A 14,031-nucleotide genomic window follows, 5' to 3' on the forward strand; every position below is an offset into this window, starting at 1 on the left:
AATTGTTTGGCTGAATTTAAATAACTAACCACACCAAGGCTGGTAATTAACAAAAGTGCTGAGGCAATTATTGCCTCAGCCATGCCGAGGCCTTTTTGATTTAAATGTCTTAGACGTATGAAGTTATCCATTAAATAAAAGTTATGGGTATTGAAAATACTAGTCAACATGAAACTAGAGTTTGAGCATTTTCGTGAATAAATTGCGGACTTGGTTTACAAAAATACCCAATCTAATCTGAATTCTAGATTAAGTCTTTCCCTCTCCTACACCAGACCCCTTAAAAACAATAATTGTGTCGAACGCTTCACTTCAGTGCATGGCATATAAGTTGCTCAAGTATCATTCAAAACCGGTAATTTACCTCTCATAAGGAGTATAATTTCATGAAAAATTTATCGTTAATCATTGCTATCACCCTCATCTTTTCGATCATGCTAGTGACAAATTCGTCTCACGCTTATTTTGCGACAAATGCCCTTCAAGACTCAGTTAACACTTACCCAGATGGTTCAGGTGGTTTTGTCTATCGTTATACCGAAGCTGATGGCGGAATCACATGGGCGTGGGATGCCAACGCTGACGGACGCTTCGAAAAATGGAAAAGCATTTATAATATTCCCAATCAAAAAGGTTACGGCGTATTTTATTGGGATTGGAATCAACGTGGAACACCTCAAGGTTATGCTTGGGCCTATGATAATGAAGATAATTATTTTGAAAAAGCTTGGGACGGAGACGGTGATGGTTTTTTTGAAAGTTTCTGCACCTACTCTCGTGATGTGGGCTGTGTGAGTTGGGTATCAGCCAGTACATGTAATCTTGTTGAGCGTAAACAACTTCATACCAAAGCTTACCATGAGCAAATTGCTGCACTCTCATCTGGCAACACGCTTCGCATAAAACGTGCGCAAGCTGAATACACACGTGCAACTGTCGTTCTAAATGCCTGTAAGTATCGAATGGGCGGATAAGTTTCTTGAGTGGCCTTTTGCCACTTTAGTGATAGTGTTGATCGATGTCGAATCAATCAAAATCTAACGCCGTTTTAGTTACAATTCACACGCCAAATTTGAGTGTGGAGGATCTAGAAAGTTCTCTTCAAGAACTCACGCGCCTTGTAACCACACTTGGTTACATGGTCGTGGGGCAAGTAAGACAAAAAAGAAGTTCAGATAAATATGCGACAGTTCTCGGAGAGGGAAAGCTTGCTGAATTAGCCCTTTGGACAAGTGGTTCCGGAAAAGTATCTACATCTTTTAAAAGAAAGAAAAATAAAGCCGCACTAAAACGTGACGCCGAAGCGGCAGAGGCTGATGAATCTGAGTTGGTCGATTCTGAAGACGACTCAGATAGCGAGCCTGAATTTACTGGTGAACAAGCTCAAATTGTCATTGTTGATTGTGACCTTTCTCCTTCTCAACTGAGAAATCTTGAAAGTGCTGTCGGGGTCACCGTACTTGATCGTACAGGTGTGATTATTGAAATCTTTGGACGACACGCCCGCACTCGTGCAGCAAGACTTCAAGTTGAGATCGCAAAACTTAATTACATGGCTCCTCGTTTACGCGAAACGGGAGGTAGCAGTGAACGACAAGGCGGGGGCATCGGCGGTAAAGGCTCAGGTGAAACAAGTCTTGAACTTGATAAACGTAGAATTCGTGATCGAATTAAAGAACTAAAAACTGAATTGGCATCTATAGGTAATGAACATCAACAGCGTCGTGCAAGACGTGAAAAAGAATTAACAGTGGCGCTGGTCGGTTACACCAATGCTGGTAAATCATCATTGATGCGTGCCATGACCGGAAGTGAAGTTCTCGTTGCTGATAAACTTTTTGCAACACTTGATACAACCATTCGCCCACTGTACCCCGAAACACAGCCAAAGGTTTTGATGTCTGATACCGTAGGCTTTATTAAAAAATTACCCCATGACCTTGTGGCATCTTTTAAATCAACTCTTGATGAAGCGGTAAGTGCTTCACTTTTACTTTTTGTAGTTGATTCAGCGGATCCGTCTTTTCGATCTCAACTCGAAGTTACTCAAAAAGTTTTAGCTGAAGTTGGAGCTACTGATGTTCCTAGTAGATTAATATTGAATAAAAAAGATCTTCTTACGATAGAAGATTTAACCACACTTAAAATGGAATATCCTGATGCGGTTTTTATTTCTACAAAAAGTAAAGAAGATCTCAAGGCTTTACGTGAACTCATTATGTCTTACTTTGAAAGTAATATGATTGATGAAGATTTATTTGTTCCATTCGCAGCTCAAGGAGTGATTGGAGAAGTAAGGTCTCGGATGCGTGTATTATCTGAAGAATATAATTCTGATGGAGTAATATTGCGTGTGCGGTCTACGTCTGAAAATCTAACTTTTGTAAAAAAGAAGCTTAAATAAAGAATTTTATAATTTAGATAATAATAATCCGCAATCTACACAGTGGCGATCGCCATTTTTTCTACGCGCTAAGTGTTTGTCGTTATCACACCTTTGTTGTTGGGGCATGTTCAGTTTTTCACCGCAAGTGGGGCAAAATGAAACTTGTGATTGAGCGCGACCATGATTCATATTCGGGCAACGTGCAGATTGATTCATTAAAATCTTTCTCGGTGTGTGATGAATCCGTGAGTAGGATCATAAGGCGAAACAGTTACGGTAACTTTATCTCCGGGCACAATTCTAATTTTGAAGCGCTTCATTTTGCCGCTGAGTTTGGCAAGAATCGTGATTCCGCCATCAAGCAAGACGGAGTAATTACCCCCACCTTTTGTTGTGGTTATTGTTCCTGCCAACGCAATATTATCATCCTTAGCCAAATGTAATTCCTCACAGTGAAAAGTATTTCCAATACTGTAACAGTTTAGCCGACTTAGCGATACTGGAAATCGCTGAAAGCCGTCTTGTCGTATGTGTTGACGTTGACGGCTATTACAGCGGCCTAAAGCATGTTACTTCACGCGTTTATAAGTCATTTCCATCATTTTAAATTCTTTGTTATCGGTCATGCCGGGGCCATGCATAGTGTAGGTCATATTATTTTTATCGATAACTTTCCACTCGCCACGGTAGGTAGATTTTCTCTCTTTTTTCATCGGGCATGAAAATTCGCCACTATCAGTAAGCGTTTTTGTTGCGGCATCAAAATCACCCGTGCCATGCATAACTCCTGTGCCCATATTATCAAGCCAGATGGTTTCATATTTGTTTTTAATATTATCGTACCCAACAAGACCCATACCTTCAAAGGGCATGCCCATCGCTAAACCTTTCGTGTCATGCTGCAAAAAGCGTCCGCCAAGAATCATTTTCATGCTGCTTGTGCCTTTTGATTCTTGAGGCTTTCCATCAGCAGATTCCCACCATTTTGATGTGTACTTCCAGTTTCCTGCCATATCAGCTAGAATTTTATGTGGAGCTCCTGGAGTTGCGTATGCAGTCCATGCTTTCATCATTTCTTGATGCTTTGGATCATTAGGAATCTTTGCTGTATCAGCAGCAACTGCAGTGACGCTCATTGCGACAGTCATGATTAATAAAAATAGATTTTTTTTCATAGAAGTTCTCCTTTGGATGAATGTTCTTGATAAAAAAAACTATCAGCTGACTTGTCATAGAGCAAGTAGTCAGTCTACAAATAATAAGTATGCTTACGGATTTTACAAAACAAGTAATCAAAATGATCAAAAAAATACCCAAAGGCAAGGTGGCTACCTACGGGCAAATTGCTAAACTTTCTGGTAAACCACATGGTGCTCGTGGAGTTTCTTGGATTCTTCACTCATGTTCTAAAAGTCATAATCTACCTTGGCACCGTGTTATTAATTCTAAGGGGAAAATATCATTTCATTGGTCAACGCCTGATTTTCTTCGTCAAAAAAGAATTTTGTATAAAGAAGGCATTAAGTTTTTAACCGAAGATCAAATAGACTTAGTTAAATATCAATGGCGTACTTCCAAATAAATTAGAGTTCAAGTTGGGGGTTCCATTTCCCTGAATCTTTTGGGGCTTCCCCATGAAGTGGATAACGGCTTTGTGCTTTGGCTACTGCGCCGGGATTATTTGGGGTAAAAAATTCGATGCCACCATGCATAATAGAATCAAATGAATTCACCTTAATCTCTGAATTAAATAAACCCAGATCTGCTTTGATTCCAGCTTTTCTCCAAAATACAGAATTTGTGCGAATGAGATTCACGTATTTATTTTGAACATCAATCTGTATGACGGCCACTTGCGCGGTTTTAGAAAGGGCTACTTTACTTATTGAACCAACTTTGATTCCTCGAAATGTGACGGAATCTCCTGGAGAGATTGATTCTGCATTACTTGTCTCAATAAAATAAACAGATGTGTTTTCTAACGAATCATTAGATTCAGGACTCAATTGCCCTTTAAATTCTAATTTGGTTTTTCCCTCAGGGTTCCCTGGTTCTACGGCAATGTAAGTGCCGTCAAAAATTGTTTCGAGGCCACTAATGCCAGCGGCACTGACTTTAGGCATGACCATCCAAAATTTTGAACCGGCAACAGCAAAATTCTCAGCATCGCTTGTCAGCTTGATATAAACAATTGCGTCTTTTGTATCTTTTGTGAGTGAAATCTTTTTGACCGTACCAATGGGAACACCTCGATAACGAACTCGAGTTTTTTCAGCTTGAATACCAGAGGCATCGTCAAAAAATATTTTAATAGTCGGGCCGCCCTGATTAAAATGATCAAATACGAGCCAGCCTGAAATCAGTATGGCAAAAATTGGAAATAACCAAACATGCCAATTTGATCGTATATTTTTTATTTTTTGTTCAACTTGTTTTTTCATTTTCTTTATCCCACAATAGTTTAGGGTCAAAATTATCAGATGCAAGCATGGTAAATATAACTACAAAAGCAAATAAGACGGAGCCAACCTCAGGTGTTACTGATGTCCAATGACCCAATTTCATGACTGCGACAAGTACAGCCAATAAATAAATATCTAACATTGACCATCTGCCTATTGCCTCAATGATGTGGTAAAGGCGTGTTTTAAACTTGGGATTGCCCACACTATTTGCGGTTAGCGATAAATAAAATAAAATAATGAGTTTTAAAAAAGGTATTAACATACTTGCTAAAAAAACTATGAGAGCAATGGGCCAAGAACCATCTTCTGCTAGAGATAAAATTCCACTCCAAATTGTTGAGCTATTTTTATTGCCGTAAAGTTCAACAGTCATAAACGGGAAAAAATTTGCAGGAATATAAAATATCAGTGCAGTCATAGAAAACGCTAATGTCAATTTTGCAGATTTTCTTGCAAGTCGATGATTGTTGTATCCACAGCGGTCGCACTCAATACTTTTTTCTAATTCGTCAGACAAAAGAAGTGGATTTGAGCACTGATAGCATATGAAGTGTCGGGGTTGATTTTTTAAAGTGCTCATTATTTTTCCTGTATCATATATTTCACACCAAAAAGGATTCCATATTGATGGGCATCTTCATTTGGTTTAGTTGACAATGAATAACAATAACGTCCGTCTAAAATTGTTGCGATTTTTTCGTTTGTCCATACTTCCCACTGGATGGAATATTCAATCCCTGATTCGACCATCTCACGAGCAGATGTGATTTCACCCGTAGCAATATCATTATAAATAGTCTGTGGTTCGCCATTTGAAAACATAGAATTAAAGAAAAACCCCATTGAGAAAATGTCTGATAACCAATGCCTATATCCAATCGGTACTGATATTTTATGGACCTTTTCTACCATGAATGCATTCCCAGAAGATCTTTGGTAAGTTTTATGCGTGTAAAATAATCCAATTTCGATGCCGCCTCTATCGTAAAGGTCTCCTTCAGCGAGAAATCCTATGCCCGCAAGCGGGGGCGAATATGCCGGGTTTTTTGAACGTAAGGAATGAGTTTGATGAAAAAATGGCCCAATAGTACCAAGGACTGTACCCTCATGGGCTTGGTGAGCATTGCTGGTGATGCCAACAATGAGAATTGATAAAATTATCCAAAAGCTACCCATATTCACTGACTTAAGATACAAATACGAGTCACAAAAGACTACAAGATTCTTAAGAAGGCGGAGAGCGAATAGATAAATGTTATACTCGGTTTATACATACTTAATATTAGTACTGGCCCAAGTGCTTTTTTGCTCAGGTGTTTATGCGGCTGCCGTTGTCGAAGTCGAAAAAAAACCTAAGACTCTTATTGAGCGTAATATTGAAATTTCAAAAAAAATCGATGAATTTGCAACCGATATTGATGTTGGGTTGTCTGGTCAAAATAATAGAGATGTAAGTTTTAGAAATCTTACTCAAGTCACTTTACGCAGTGAGGCCAATTGGGCTGAAAACGGAGCATTTACATATAAGCCTTTTCTTGACCTGAGATTGCATTTACCTAATTTTGAGAAAAAATGGCAGCTTAAATTTTCAACATCAGATGAAGAACAAGTGCGTGGTGTAAATAAAAACCGTGTGAGGACAGCACCCTCTAGACAAAATTATGGTGGTGGTGTGGGGCTTGCGCAACAGTTGGGTCAAGTCATTGCTGAGTTTGAACCTCGGGTTGAATTTCTTGATGGTGTTCGTCATTCATACATTTTAAGACTTAAAACAAAAACTGAAAATTCATTTTTTACAATTCGCCCAGAAGCAGAACTTTTTGTGCGATCTTACGCGGGTGCAGGCGAGTTCTTTTCGATCAACACAGATATTCCTTTGTATAAAACCGCAGTTTTAACAATCATTAATGAAGAACAATATGTAGATCGAGAAAATGTTTTTTCTACAAACAATGGTATCAGAATTGGTTATGATTATAATGATTCTATGTCACAGGGTTATTCACTCATATTTGAATCATCTAGTCGTCCGAATTATCATTTAGACCGCTATGTTGTAGCCACTGGTTTTAGCCACAAGATTTTTCAAAATATTTTGCATTACACAATTGTGCCTTACTTGGCTTTTCCAAGAACATTAGATTTTAAGGGCTCACCAGGATTAAATTTAGAGTTAAAATTAATATTTTAAAACAATAAGGTGTATTTTTACTTATTGCCTTAAACCTTTTCCCTTAAATTTTATTTGTTCAACTGAATCTTCATTGGGTGTAATGCGATTCTCGATTTTTATATCTACAAGTAGATTGTCAATTAAGAGCATGTCTTCAGTAGGTTTATAGGTCAGCGTAAATTCACTTTTGGTAGTTAAAATATAAATGGCTGCCTGATCAACTTTTGGCGGAATCTTAACGGTAATTTTTTTACCTGCTAAAAGCTCTGATCTTTTTAATTCTGGCTCAATTTCATACTCTTTATCAGATACTTGTAAAGTGATGCTAATTTTGTCTGAATTGTTTTTAAGTGGTTTTAAAATAATTTTTTCTAAGCGAATGTCAACGTAAGGAGTCACTTGGATTTCAGAGTTTGATAACTTTAAAATCGAATTAAGTGTAAGGGCCATGTTTCTTTTGGCTACAGTGTTATTAAGAACACGAAAAACAGGAGTTTTTGACTTGTCATCCACAACCAAAAATGTTTCTCGGTCTTTATAAAAAAGTGGCTTTGGAATCGCTTGAACTGGCTGTGCGAAAAAAATTGATGCGATTATGAGAAATGCTTGAGCGGATTTCATTTAACCTTATTTCAAGTAAACGGAGGGTTTGAATTTCCAGATTTTGTGTTTAATCCAATCGGGGGTTAAAAAGGTTATGATGTGTGCAAATTTTCGAACTCGAATATAGCTTTTCATATCCCAGGGGTAATGTGAGAGCAGAATAACTTGATCTAAATGATTGAAAAAATAATCTAAAACAACACCTAAAATAACGATGTCATCAAGCATTCCAAAAAAGGGAATCCAATCAGGAATTAAATCAATAGGCGAAATGATGAGTGCAATTAAAACCAGTAATATTTTTTTATCAGCATCGGGAATACGCACATCATTGGAGACGTCTTTAATAAATGCGATGAGTTGTTTTATATATTTCATCTCATAAATTTAGAGTTTTAACCTCCAGCAGTCAATTATTAACCTGTGGTGAGCATTCCACTGGCAATACCAGTAACTGTTTCTCTCAAGAGGCTTGGGTCTTTATCTTTTAACGCTATGATCTGAAGTAGATTCATGGGGTGTATCATGGTTGAGCGGAGTCTAATACTTGTGCCTAACCATGGTCTATACCACAGGAGATTTTGTTCTCCACTTAATGCGCGAACAAATCTCATCGCCTTTTCATGTTCTTTAGAAATCTCAATAATACTTGAGTCGATTAGTTTTTTATCCAAGCTTGAATTCATCAAATAAGAAAATGCGACTGATAAATCCACTTTTGACAAAGTAAATGCCATTAACTTTACAAACGTTTTAAAAAGCGGATGTGACTTAAATGTTTCTTTCAAGAGTACTTGCTCTTCTTTATTTAGATTCTCCCACGCTGAGCCAACACCCCACCATACTGGTAAAAGAATTCTTGTTTGTGTCCAGCACAATACCCAAGGGATAGCCCTTAAACCTTTTACTGAAAGCTGACCAGCGCGTTTTGTTGGACGTGAACCGATTTTTAATTGATCAAGATAAGAGTAGGGGGTCGCTTTTTCGACAATCTGTAGAAAATTTGGATCATGAATAAGTTTACGATAATGCTCAGCCACTTGATTTGAAAAAGAAATCAGACTCTGGGTTGTTAGAGTCGAGGGATGCTTTGCTTCTTTGTATCCGCAGTTGACTATTTTTTGAACGATGCTATTTAAAATTTCTGAAGATGCAAAAGTTCGATAGATCATTTCTCCTTGTATGGTCGCTTTAAAATTTGATCGTGCTGAATCTGGCCACCAAGCGACTTGATCTTCAACTGAACCCCCGCCACGATCAACGCTGCCTCCAGAACCGTGAAAAAAAACAGGCATGAGTCCGAAACCTTGTACGGTCTTTTCAAGTTCGTGAAGTGCGTGGCCAATCATTGTGCGACTTGAAAGTGCGCCATTTTCTTTTGCTGAATCAGAGTATCCAAGCATAATTTCAAAAGTAGAGTTCCAAAATTTCGTACAAGCTAAATGCAATTCTTTATTTTTAAGTGTCTGTGACGTAATTTCTATGGCCAGATTTAATGCCTTTTTGTTTTCAAAAAGTGGAATCACCGGAATTACAGGTTTGCCTAATGTTTTTTTAACTATGCTTAAGCCAGCTAGAATGTCTTTTGGTGATTCAGTCATACTAACGACGAATCCTTTTACATACCATCTGGGGTTTGCCCCGCGTGAGAGTTTGTTAACTTGAGTAAACATTTTAAATATTTCACCCGTTGATTTTTCTGCTGCAATTTGAACCAAATCACTACTTTCGCGAAGTTCTAAGGGCACAACAAGAGCGGGAAATAGATCTAAGAGACGACTGAGCTCTTTTAGCCCGGGAGAGTCAGACCTAACGAGGGTTGAGTATTGTTTTTTAGCTTTTGTGAGAAGTGCGTAAAGTGTGGTGATTTTTTTTCCATCACCTGGATTTAAATTCTTTAATTGCCTGAGGTGATTAGAAAGTGCGGTTAAACTTTTTAATTTCGCATGAATAATACTGAGATCATTTTGTGTTCTATCAACGTACGACAACGCTGTTTCAATGAGTCTTTCCCTTGAGAGGCTAAAACTTTCTGTCATCACTTTTGCAGTTACGCCGGGATGCCCATCTTTATCACCACCAACCCAGGTACTTAAATAGACGGGTTGGTTATTACTCGCATAACGGCTAAGTACGTTAATAATATCTTCGCGTAAAACTGAATAAATATAGGCCGCTTCATCGGCGACTTCTGGTTTTTTATCACGAGCCATGGGTACTTTAATCGCAAGTAAGATGAGATGTTCGAGTTGAGCTAACGCCTCAGAATTACCATCAAGTATATTAATGAGTGCATTTGTGATTTGAGAAAAAATAAGTATACACTCAGGGCTTCTGGATTCAGTGGGATGCGCTGTTAATACAAAGGTGATATTCGATACACACTGAGCTGGGTTTTTCTCGGGGCTTTTTCTCAATCTAAAAGTTCTGTAAGCATTCTCACAAGCGTTGATAAGTTCAAGTGAAACCGCAAAACTATGGGCTACCCAAAATCTTTTCTTTGGCGTGAGCTTTCGAAGACTCGTAAGAATTTTTTCGTGCAATTTTAATTTTTCTGAAATTCCAGCTTCTCGTACATTTTTAAACTCAAGTCGTATGTGTTCAATGTAAGTTAGAGTGTCTTTTCCATATTCTGATTCGATTGCTTTGCCGAGAAAATTGAGTGAATCACGAACGAGTGTTCGAAATTCTGCGGGAAGTTTTGTTTCCATGAGATGTTTTTACCAATCTGTGGGTTTATAATCTTTTAAAAATTTTCCACACCAATGTTCTCCGGTTAAAATACCATCAAAAAATGGATCACACACACGTGCTGCGCCGTCTACGATGTCAAGGGGCGGTTGAAAATCATGAACCTCTTGTTTAAGTGCTGAAAGAGTTGCCGGATCTTCATCTGTTACCCAGCCTGTATCAACTGCGTTCATAAAAATTCCAAAATTAACTAAATCACCAGCAGAAGTGTGTGTAAGCATATTCAATGCTGCTTTAGCCATATTTGTGTGAGGGTGGCGATCAATTTTTTTAAAGCGATGAAATTTTCCTTCCATCGCCGTAACATTCACGATGTGTTTTTTGCCTGTCGAATCACGCTTCATTAATGGGACAAGTTTGCTACACAAAACAAACGGTGCGATGGAATTTACTAACTGTACTTCAAGTAATTCAGGAGTTGGTACATCTGCGAGTTTGTAACGCCAGCTATTTGTGCTGCGTAAATCTACCTGTTGAAGATCGGCGTCGAGTTTACCTTGAGGAAAAACTTCTTCCACCGCTAATGAAGCATCATAGGTGTAAGGAATTTGCGAAAGCTGTGCAGAGGCGCGAAGTCCAATTCCTGGGCCTTGGCCATGCCATGCTACTAGCGGAGCTGAGTCGTTTGTTTGTGGTGCTGTTTTGCAAAAAACATCTAACTGAGCTTTGCATGTTTCGTGAGGCTTTAATAATTGTTGAACTTCCTCAGACAATTGACTGTAGGGGGTTGTTTCTCCTGCCATGAGATGAGCGTAAAATCCAGGAGGGCGCCTTACTGTTTGTGCGGCATTATTAATTAAAATATCAAGTCGATCAGTGTTTTGTTCAATATAGCGAGTGAAAATTTCAACACTTGGTGTGTGACGTAAATCTAAACCATGAATTTGAAGTCGATCTTTCCATATAATAAAATCTGATTCTTTTGAAAACCGAGTCGCCGCATCTACTGGGAATCGAGTTGTTACAATCACCCGTGCACCTGCACGTAACATCATCAGCGCAGAGTGATATCCGATTTTTAGTCGTGCACCTGTGATAAGAGCCACTTGGCCCTCGAGGGACGCTGATTGAAATCTTTTTTTGTAATTAAGCTCAGCGCACTCCATGCACATTTGGTCATAAAAAAAATGAAGTTTTGTAAACTCAGCTTTGCACACATAACAATTGCGCGCCGTTTTTAATGCATGTTCTTCGGTTGATTCAGCTGTGATTTGTAGTGGTGCTTTGAAGATAGCATCTTGGCGCGCTTTACGAATTCCTGTTGTAGCACGCGCATTGCGATTCTCACTCATCACAATTTTATGGCGATATTTATCCACAGACTTTTGACGACGACGGCTATCATCTCGATTGGGTCTTGATAACCGGCCCGCGGCTTTAAAGAGTGCAAGCCGAGTGTCGGGTGGTAATTGGGCTAAGAGGGCGCCATTTTCCACAAGGTTTTCAAGTAGCCCTACTGTGCGTTTTATTTCTTCAATTGAAGGTGTATCGTCATTCATGGGTAGGAAATTATTCTTTATGGCATATAGTGTCAACACGCTAAGTGGTGCGTTTTAACTCCTTACATTTCTAATTTTAGGGAATTAGTGTCAATCTGACATCAGAAAACTCATCAAACTCGCATATAAATGATCTTAAGACATTTTGAGTTGGTCTAAACCTTGCGATGAAGCGCTATTACACGGGTCATGGAGGGCCAAATACAAAGGGGTCTATTATGTTTTCTAAAAATTTAGTGGCTGCGGTAATAATTCTAGGGGGCTCATCACATGCAATGGCTCAGCGGGGCGATCATGGTTCTTATGGAACATGCTATGACCAAAAAATTTCTGTTGTGCGAACCATTGACGGTGATGTGACCTCGTCAGTTCGTCAATTAGGTAGTGTAGGTGAGGAAGTTAAGAGAAGTGCTCGAACACTGCGCCAGATGGCTGATTCGATGCATGGGGGAAGTAGTATTAATGGAGGCGGAGTAGATCTCAACCGAGAGATCAACGAAGAAATTGATCGGTCTGTCTTACCACCCTCTCAAGAAGCTGGAAATGCAGTGGCGCGAGCAATGCAACAACTCAATGTAGGTAATATTGATGCCGCACGATCTGAATTACAAGAAGCAACACAGTTGTTGAGGCAAAATCAAAATGCACTAGCTCAATTGAAATCAAAAGTTTCTAGTCTTAATTCACAAGGGAATAATGGTGGTGGCAATTCATATCAATCTCGCGAATTAAGGCAACTCTCAGAGCAGCTAGCAAGAGTGGGGTCGCAAGCTGATTATACCCTTCAAGAAATTCTCGGTGGGTATGGGTATAATAACTCAAATGGTTCGCTGGGGCGTTTAAGACGAAGTTTTGAAGATTATGCATTAAATTGCGGTAGAGGTAGGTAAAGTTTGGGCCGCTTCGTAGGGGGAGCGGCCTTTTTTTAATTCACTCGTACTTATTAAATATGTTATTTTCACTTCACAATGAATCCACAGTTATTTAAAACAGCTGCAAGTTTTCGAAAATGGCTCAGCCATAATCACGATAAAACCAAGGATCATCAATGACATCTTCTGATGACCCCAAAGACAATTCAAAACCCAAACGCAGAATACGCTACAAAGGAACTCATCCGCGAAAATTTCATGAAAAATATAAAGAGCTTGCGCCAAATCAGTATGTTGAAGATATCGAAAAAATAAAATCACGCGGTGCCACACCCGCAGGTACACATCGGCCTATTTGCGTGAATGAAATTTTAGAAATTCTAAACCCACAGCCGGGCAATATTGTACTTGATGCTACTCTTGGCTACGGAGGGCATTCATCACTGATACTTCAAAAGATATTGCCCGGTGGTCGACTTATTGGCCTTGATCAAGATCCCATCGAATTGCCAAAAACAGAATTAAGATTACGCGCGCAAAATATTTCAGGAACAACTGAAACGATTCCTGAATCAGCACTCATTGTTGAAAGTGTTAATTTTGAAAATGCTTTTAGTGTACTGAGAACAAAGGGGGTGCCATTAGTAGATTTAATTTTGGTAGATCTCGGTGTTTCATCAATGCAAATAGATGATCCTTCAAGGGGCTTTTCTTTTAAAATCGATGCCCCACTTGATCTTCGCATGAATCCACTTAAGGGGCAGCCTGCAGCGGCCTTACTTTCACGGTTAAAAGAAAAAGATCTTATAAAAATATTAATCGAAAATGCAGATGAACCTCACGCTGAACAGATTGCAAAGGCATTATTAAAAAACCGCCCCACAACTACAATTAAAATGGCTGATACAATACGTGAGGTTATTAAAACATTTACTCCACGAGTTCAAAAAGAAGAAGGTGATGCTCCAATCAGGCGCGCCTTTCAGGCATTAAGAATAGCTGTGAACGATGAATTTTCTGCCCTTGATCAGTTTCTCGATGACATTCCTCGAATGCTCAAAAGAGGCGGGCGTGTTGCTATTTTGTCATTTCATTCAGGAGAAGACCGTAGAGTGAAAAAATCCTTCCAGGCCAGAGAACGATTAGGTGTGTACAGCAAGGTAGCACCTACCCCCATTCGTCCCAGTTTTGAGGAGCAACACAGTAATCCTCGCTCAAAATCGGCAAAGTTACGTTGGGCAATAAAATAAGAATTTTTTAAGTAGATATAATCTATTGGGGG

At 39.0% G+C, this 14,031-nt stretch carries 16 protein-coding genes; 6 read left to right on the top strand and 10 right to left on the bottom strand.

Annotation, left to right across the window (positions count from 1 at the left end; genetic code table 11):
- Positions 1 to 386 precede the first annotated feature (386 nt).
- Both SGI74_04300 and hflX read left to right on the top strand, forming a co-directional pair.
- Positions 387 to 974, top strand: coding sequence for a hypothetical protein (locus SGI74_04300; GenBank protein ID MDZ4676711.1), 588 nt, complete (start codon positions 387 to 389; stop codon positions 972 to 974).
- Positions 975 to 1,018: 44 nt separating this feature from the next.
- Positions 1,019 to 2,404 carry a GTPase HflX gene (hflX, locus tag SGI74_04305; protein MDZ4676712.1) on the top strand — a complete coding sequence of 462 codons (1,386 nt, stop codon included), beginning with the start codon at positions 1,019 to 1,021 and terminating at the stop codon, positions 2,402 to 2,404.
- Between the two features lie 6 nt (positions 2,405 to 2,410).
- On the opposite strand, the gene SGI74_04310 is transcribed toward hflX, so the two are convergent.
- The 3 genes from SGI74_04310 to SGI74_04320 form a co-directional block, all read right to left on the bottom strand.
- A complete protein-coding gene (locus tag SGI74_04310) occupies positions 2,411 to 2,602 on the bottom strand; it encodes a hypothetical protein (protein MDZ4676713.1) in 192 nt (63 codons plus the stop codon).
- Entirely contained in the window at positions 2,602 to 2,823 is a 222-nt protein-coding gene (gene infA, locus SGI74_04315; GenBank protein MDZ4676714.1) for a translation initiation factor IF-1, read from the bottom strand. Before infA ends, SGI74_04310 begins: the two co-directional genes overlap by 1 nt.
- Before the next feature lie 132 nt (positions 2,824 to 2,955).
- On the bottom strand, positions 2,956 to 3,561 hold the full coding sequence (locus SGI74_04320; protein MDZ4676715.1) for a DUF1579 domain-containing protein: 606 nt from the start codon (positions 3,559 to 3,561) through the stop codon (positions 2,956 to 2,958).
- 89 nt (positions 3,562 to 3,650) lie between these two features.
- Between SGI74_04320 and SGI74_04325 the strand changes: the two genes are divergently transcribed.
- Positions 3,651 to 3,968, top strand: a complete 318-nt coding sequence (locus SGI74_04325) for an MGMT family protein (protein MDZ4676716.1) — start codon at positions 3,651 to 3,653, stop codon at positions 3,966 to 3,968.
- A gap of 1 nt (position 3,969) precedes the next feature.
- Here SGI74_04325 and SGI74_04330 read toward each other — a convergent pair whose 3' ends face one another.
- Genes SGI74_04330 through SGI74_04340 form a run of 3 tightly spaced genes read right to left on the bottom strand, consistent with a single transcriptional unit; the run spans position 3,970 to position 6,027 of the window.
- Positions 3,970 to 4,827, bottom strand: coding sequence for an MlaD family protein (locus SGI74_04330; protein MDZ4676717.1), 858 nt, complete (start codon positions 4,825 to 4,827; stop codon positions 3,970 to 3,972).
- Positions 4,811 to 5,431 carry a paraquat-inducible protein A gene (locus SGI74_04335; protein ID MDZ4676718.1) on the bottom strand — a complete coding sequence of 207 codons (621 nt, stop codon included), beginning with the start codon at positions 5,429 to 5,431 and terminating at the stop codon, positions 4,811 to 4,813. Before SGI74_04335 ends, SGI74_04330 begins: the two co-directional genes overlap by 17 nt.
- A complete protein-coding gene (locus SGI74_04340) occupies positions 5,431 to 6,027 on the bottom strand; it encodes a hypothetical protein (GenBank protein MDZ4676719.1) in 597 nt (198 codons plus the stop codon). Before SGI74_04340 ends, SGI74_04335 begins: the two co-directional genes overlap by 1 nt.
- A 76-nt stretch (positions 6,028 to 6,103) precedes the next feature.
- Between SGI74_04340 and SGI74_04345 the strand changes: the two genes are divergently transcribed.
- Positions 6,104 to 7,042, top strand: coding sequence for a hypothetical protein (locus SGI74_04345; protein ID MDZ4676720.1), 939 nt, complete (start codon positions 6,104 to 6,106; stop codon positions 7,040 to 7,042).
- A 21-nt stretch (positions 7,043 to 7,063) separates the two neighbouring features.
- Here SGI74_04345 and SGI74_04350 read toward each other — a convergent pair whose 3' ends face one another.
- The 4 genes from SGI74_04350 to SGI74_04365 are packed head-to-tail and all read right to left on the bottom strand — an operon-like array spanning position 7,064 to position 11,877.
- On the bottom strand, positions 7,064 to 7,645 hold the full coding sequence (locus SGI74_04350; GenBank protein MDZ4676721.1) for a hypothetical protein: 582 nt from the start codon (positions 7,643 to 7,645) through the stop codon (positions 7,064 to 7,066).
- 6 nt (positions 7,646 to 7,651) lie between these two features.
- Positions 7,652 to 8,005, bottom strand: a complete 354-nt coding sequence (locus SGI74_04355; protein ID MDZ4676722.1) for a YkvA family protein — start codon at positions 8,003 to 8,005, stop codon at positions 7,652 to 7,654.
- 38 nt (positions 8,006 to 8,043) lie between these two features.
- Complete coding sequence (locus tag SGI74_04360; protein ID MDZ4676723.1) at positions 8,044 to 10,338, bottom strand: phosphoenolpyruvate carboxylase; 2,295 nt, start codon at positions 10,336 to 10,338, stop codon at positions 8,044 to 8,046.
- 9 nt (positions 10,339 to 10,347) lie between these two features.
- A complete protein-coding gene (locus SGI74_04365) occupies positions 10,348 to 11,877 on the bottom strand; it encodes an SDR family oxidoreductase (protein ID MDZ4676724.1) in 1,530 nt (509 codons plus the stop codon).
- Positions 11,878 to 12,095: 218 nt separating this feature from the next.
- On the opposite strand from SGI74_04365, the gene SGI74_04370 reads away from it, so the two are divergent.
- Positions 12,096 to 12,767: a hypothetical protein gene (locus SGI74_04370; protein MDZ4676725.1), complete on the top strand. Its 672-nt coding sequence runs from the start codon at positions 12,096 to 12,098 to the stop codon at positions 12,765 to 12,767.
- A gap of 158 nt (positions 12,768 to 12,925) precedes the next feature.
- Positions 12,926 to 13,999 carry a 16S rRNA (cytosine(1402)-N(4))-methyltransferase RsmH gene (gene rsmH / locus SGI74_04375; protein MDZ4676726.1) on the top strand — a complete coding sequence of 358 codons (1,074 nt, stop codon included), beginning with the start codon at positions 12,926 to 12,928 and terminating at the stop codon, positions 13,997 to 13,999.
- The last annotated feature ends 32 nt before the right edge of the window (positions 14,000 to 14,031 follow it).

It is taken from the genome of Oligoflexia bacterium, from assembly GCA_034439615.1.
Taxonomy (GTDB): Bacteria; Bdellovibrionota; Bdellovibrionia; order JABDDW01; family JABDDW01; genus JAWXAT01.

Excerpts from the sequence above, each read along its gene's own strand:
- SGI74_04300 (MDZ4676711.1), top strand. The coding sequence starts at position 387 with ATGAAAAATTTATCGTTAATCATTGCTATCACCCTCATCTTTTCGATC.
- hflX (MDZ4676712.1), top strand. The coding sequence starts at position 1,019 with ATGTCGAATCAATCAAAATCTAACGCCGTTTTAGTTACAATTCACACG.
- SGI74_04310 (MDZ4676713.1), bottom strand. The coding sequence starts at position 2,602 with ATGAATCAATCTGCACGTTGCCCGAATATGAATCATGGTCGCGCTCAA.
- SGI74_04320 (MDZ4676715.1), bottom strand. The coding sequence starts at position 3,561 with ATGAAAAAAAATCTATTTTTATTAATCATGACTGTCGCAATGAGCGTC.
- SGI74_04325 (MDZ4676716.1), top strand. The coding sequence starts at position 3,651 with ATGCTTACGGATTTTACAAAACAAGTAATCAAAATGATCAAAAAAATA.
- SGI74_04330 (MDZ4676717.1), bottom strand. The coding sequence starts at position 4,827 with ATGAAAAAACAAGTTGAACAAAAAATAAAAAATATACGATCAAATTGG.
- SGI74_04335 (MDZ4676718.1), bottom strand. The coding sequence starts at position 5,431 with ATGAGCACTTTAAAAAATCAACCCCGACACTTCATATGCTATCAGTGC.
- SGI74_04340 (MDZ4676719.1), bottom strand. The coding sequence starts at position 6,027 with ATGGGTAGCTTTTGGATAATTTTATCAATTCTCATTGTTGGCATCACC.
- SGI74_04345 (MDZ4676720.1), top strand. The coding sequence starts at position 6,104 with ATGTTATACTCGGTTTATACATACTTAATATTAGTACTGGCCCAAGTG.
- SGI74_04350 (MDZ4676721.1), bottom strand. The coding sequence starts at position 7,645 with ATGAAATCCGCTCAAGCATTTCTCATAATCGCATCAATTTTTTTCGCA.
- SGI74_04355 (MDZ4676722.1), bottom strand. The coding sequence starts at position 8,005 with ATGAAATATATAAAACAACTCATCGCATTTATTAAAGACGTCTCCAAT.
- SGI74_04360 (MDZ4676723.1), bottom strand. The coding sequence starts at position 10,338 with ATGGAAACAAAACTTCCCGCAGAATTTCGAACACTCGTTCGTGATTCA.
- SGI74_04365 (MDZ4676724.1), bottom strand. The coding sequence starts at position 11,877 with ATGAATGACGATACACCTTCAATTGAAGAAATAAAACGCACAGTAGGG.
- SGI74_04370 (MDZ4676725.1), top strand. The coding sequence starts at position 12,096 with ATGTTTTCTAAAAATTTAGTGGCTGCGGTAATAATTCTAGGGGGCTCA.
- rsmH (MDZ4676726.1), top strand. The coding sequence starts at position 12,926 with ATGACATCTTCTGATGACCCCAAAGACAATTCAAAACCCAAACGCAGA.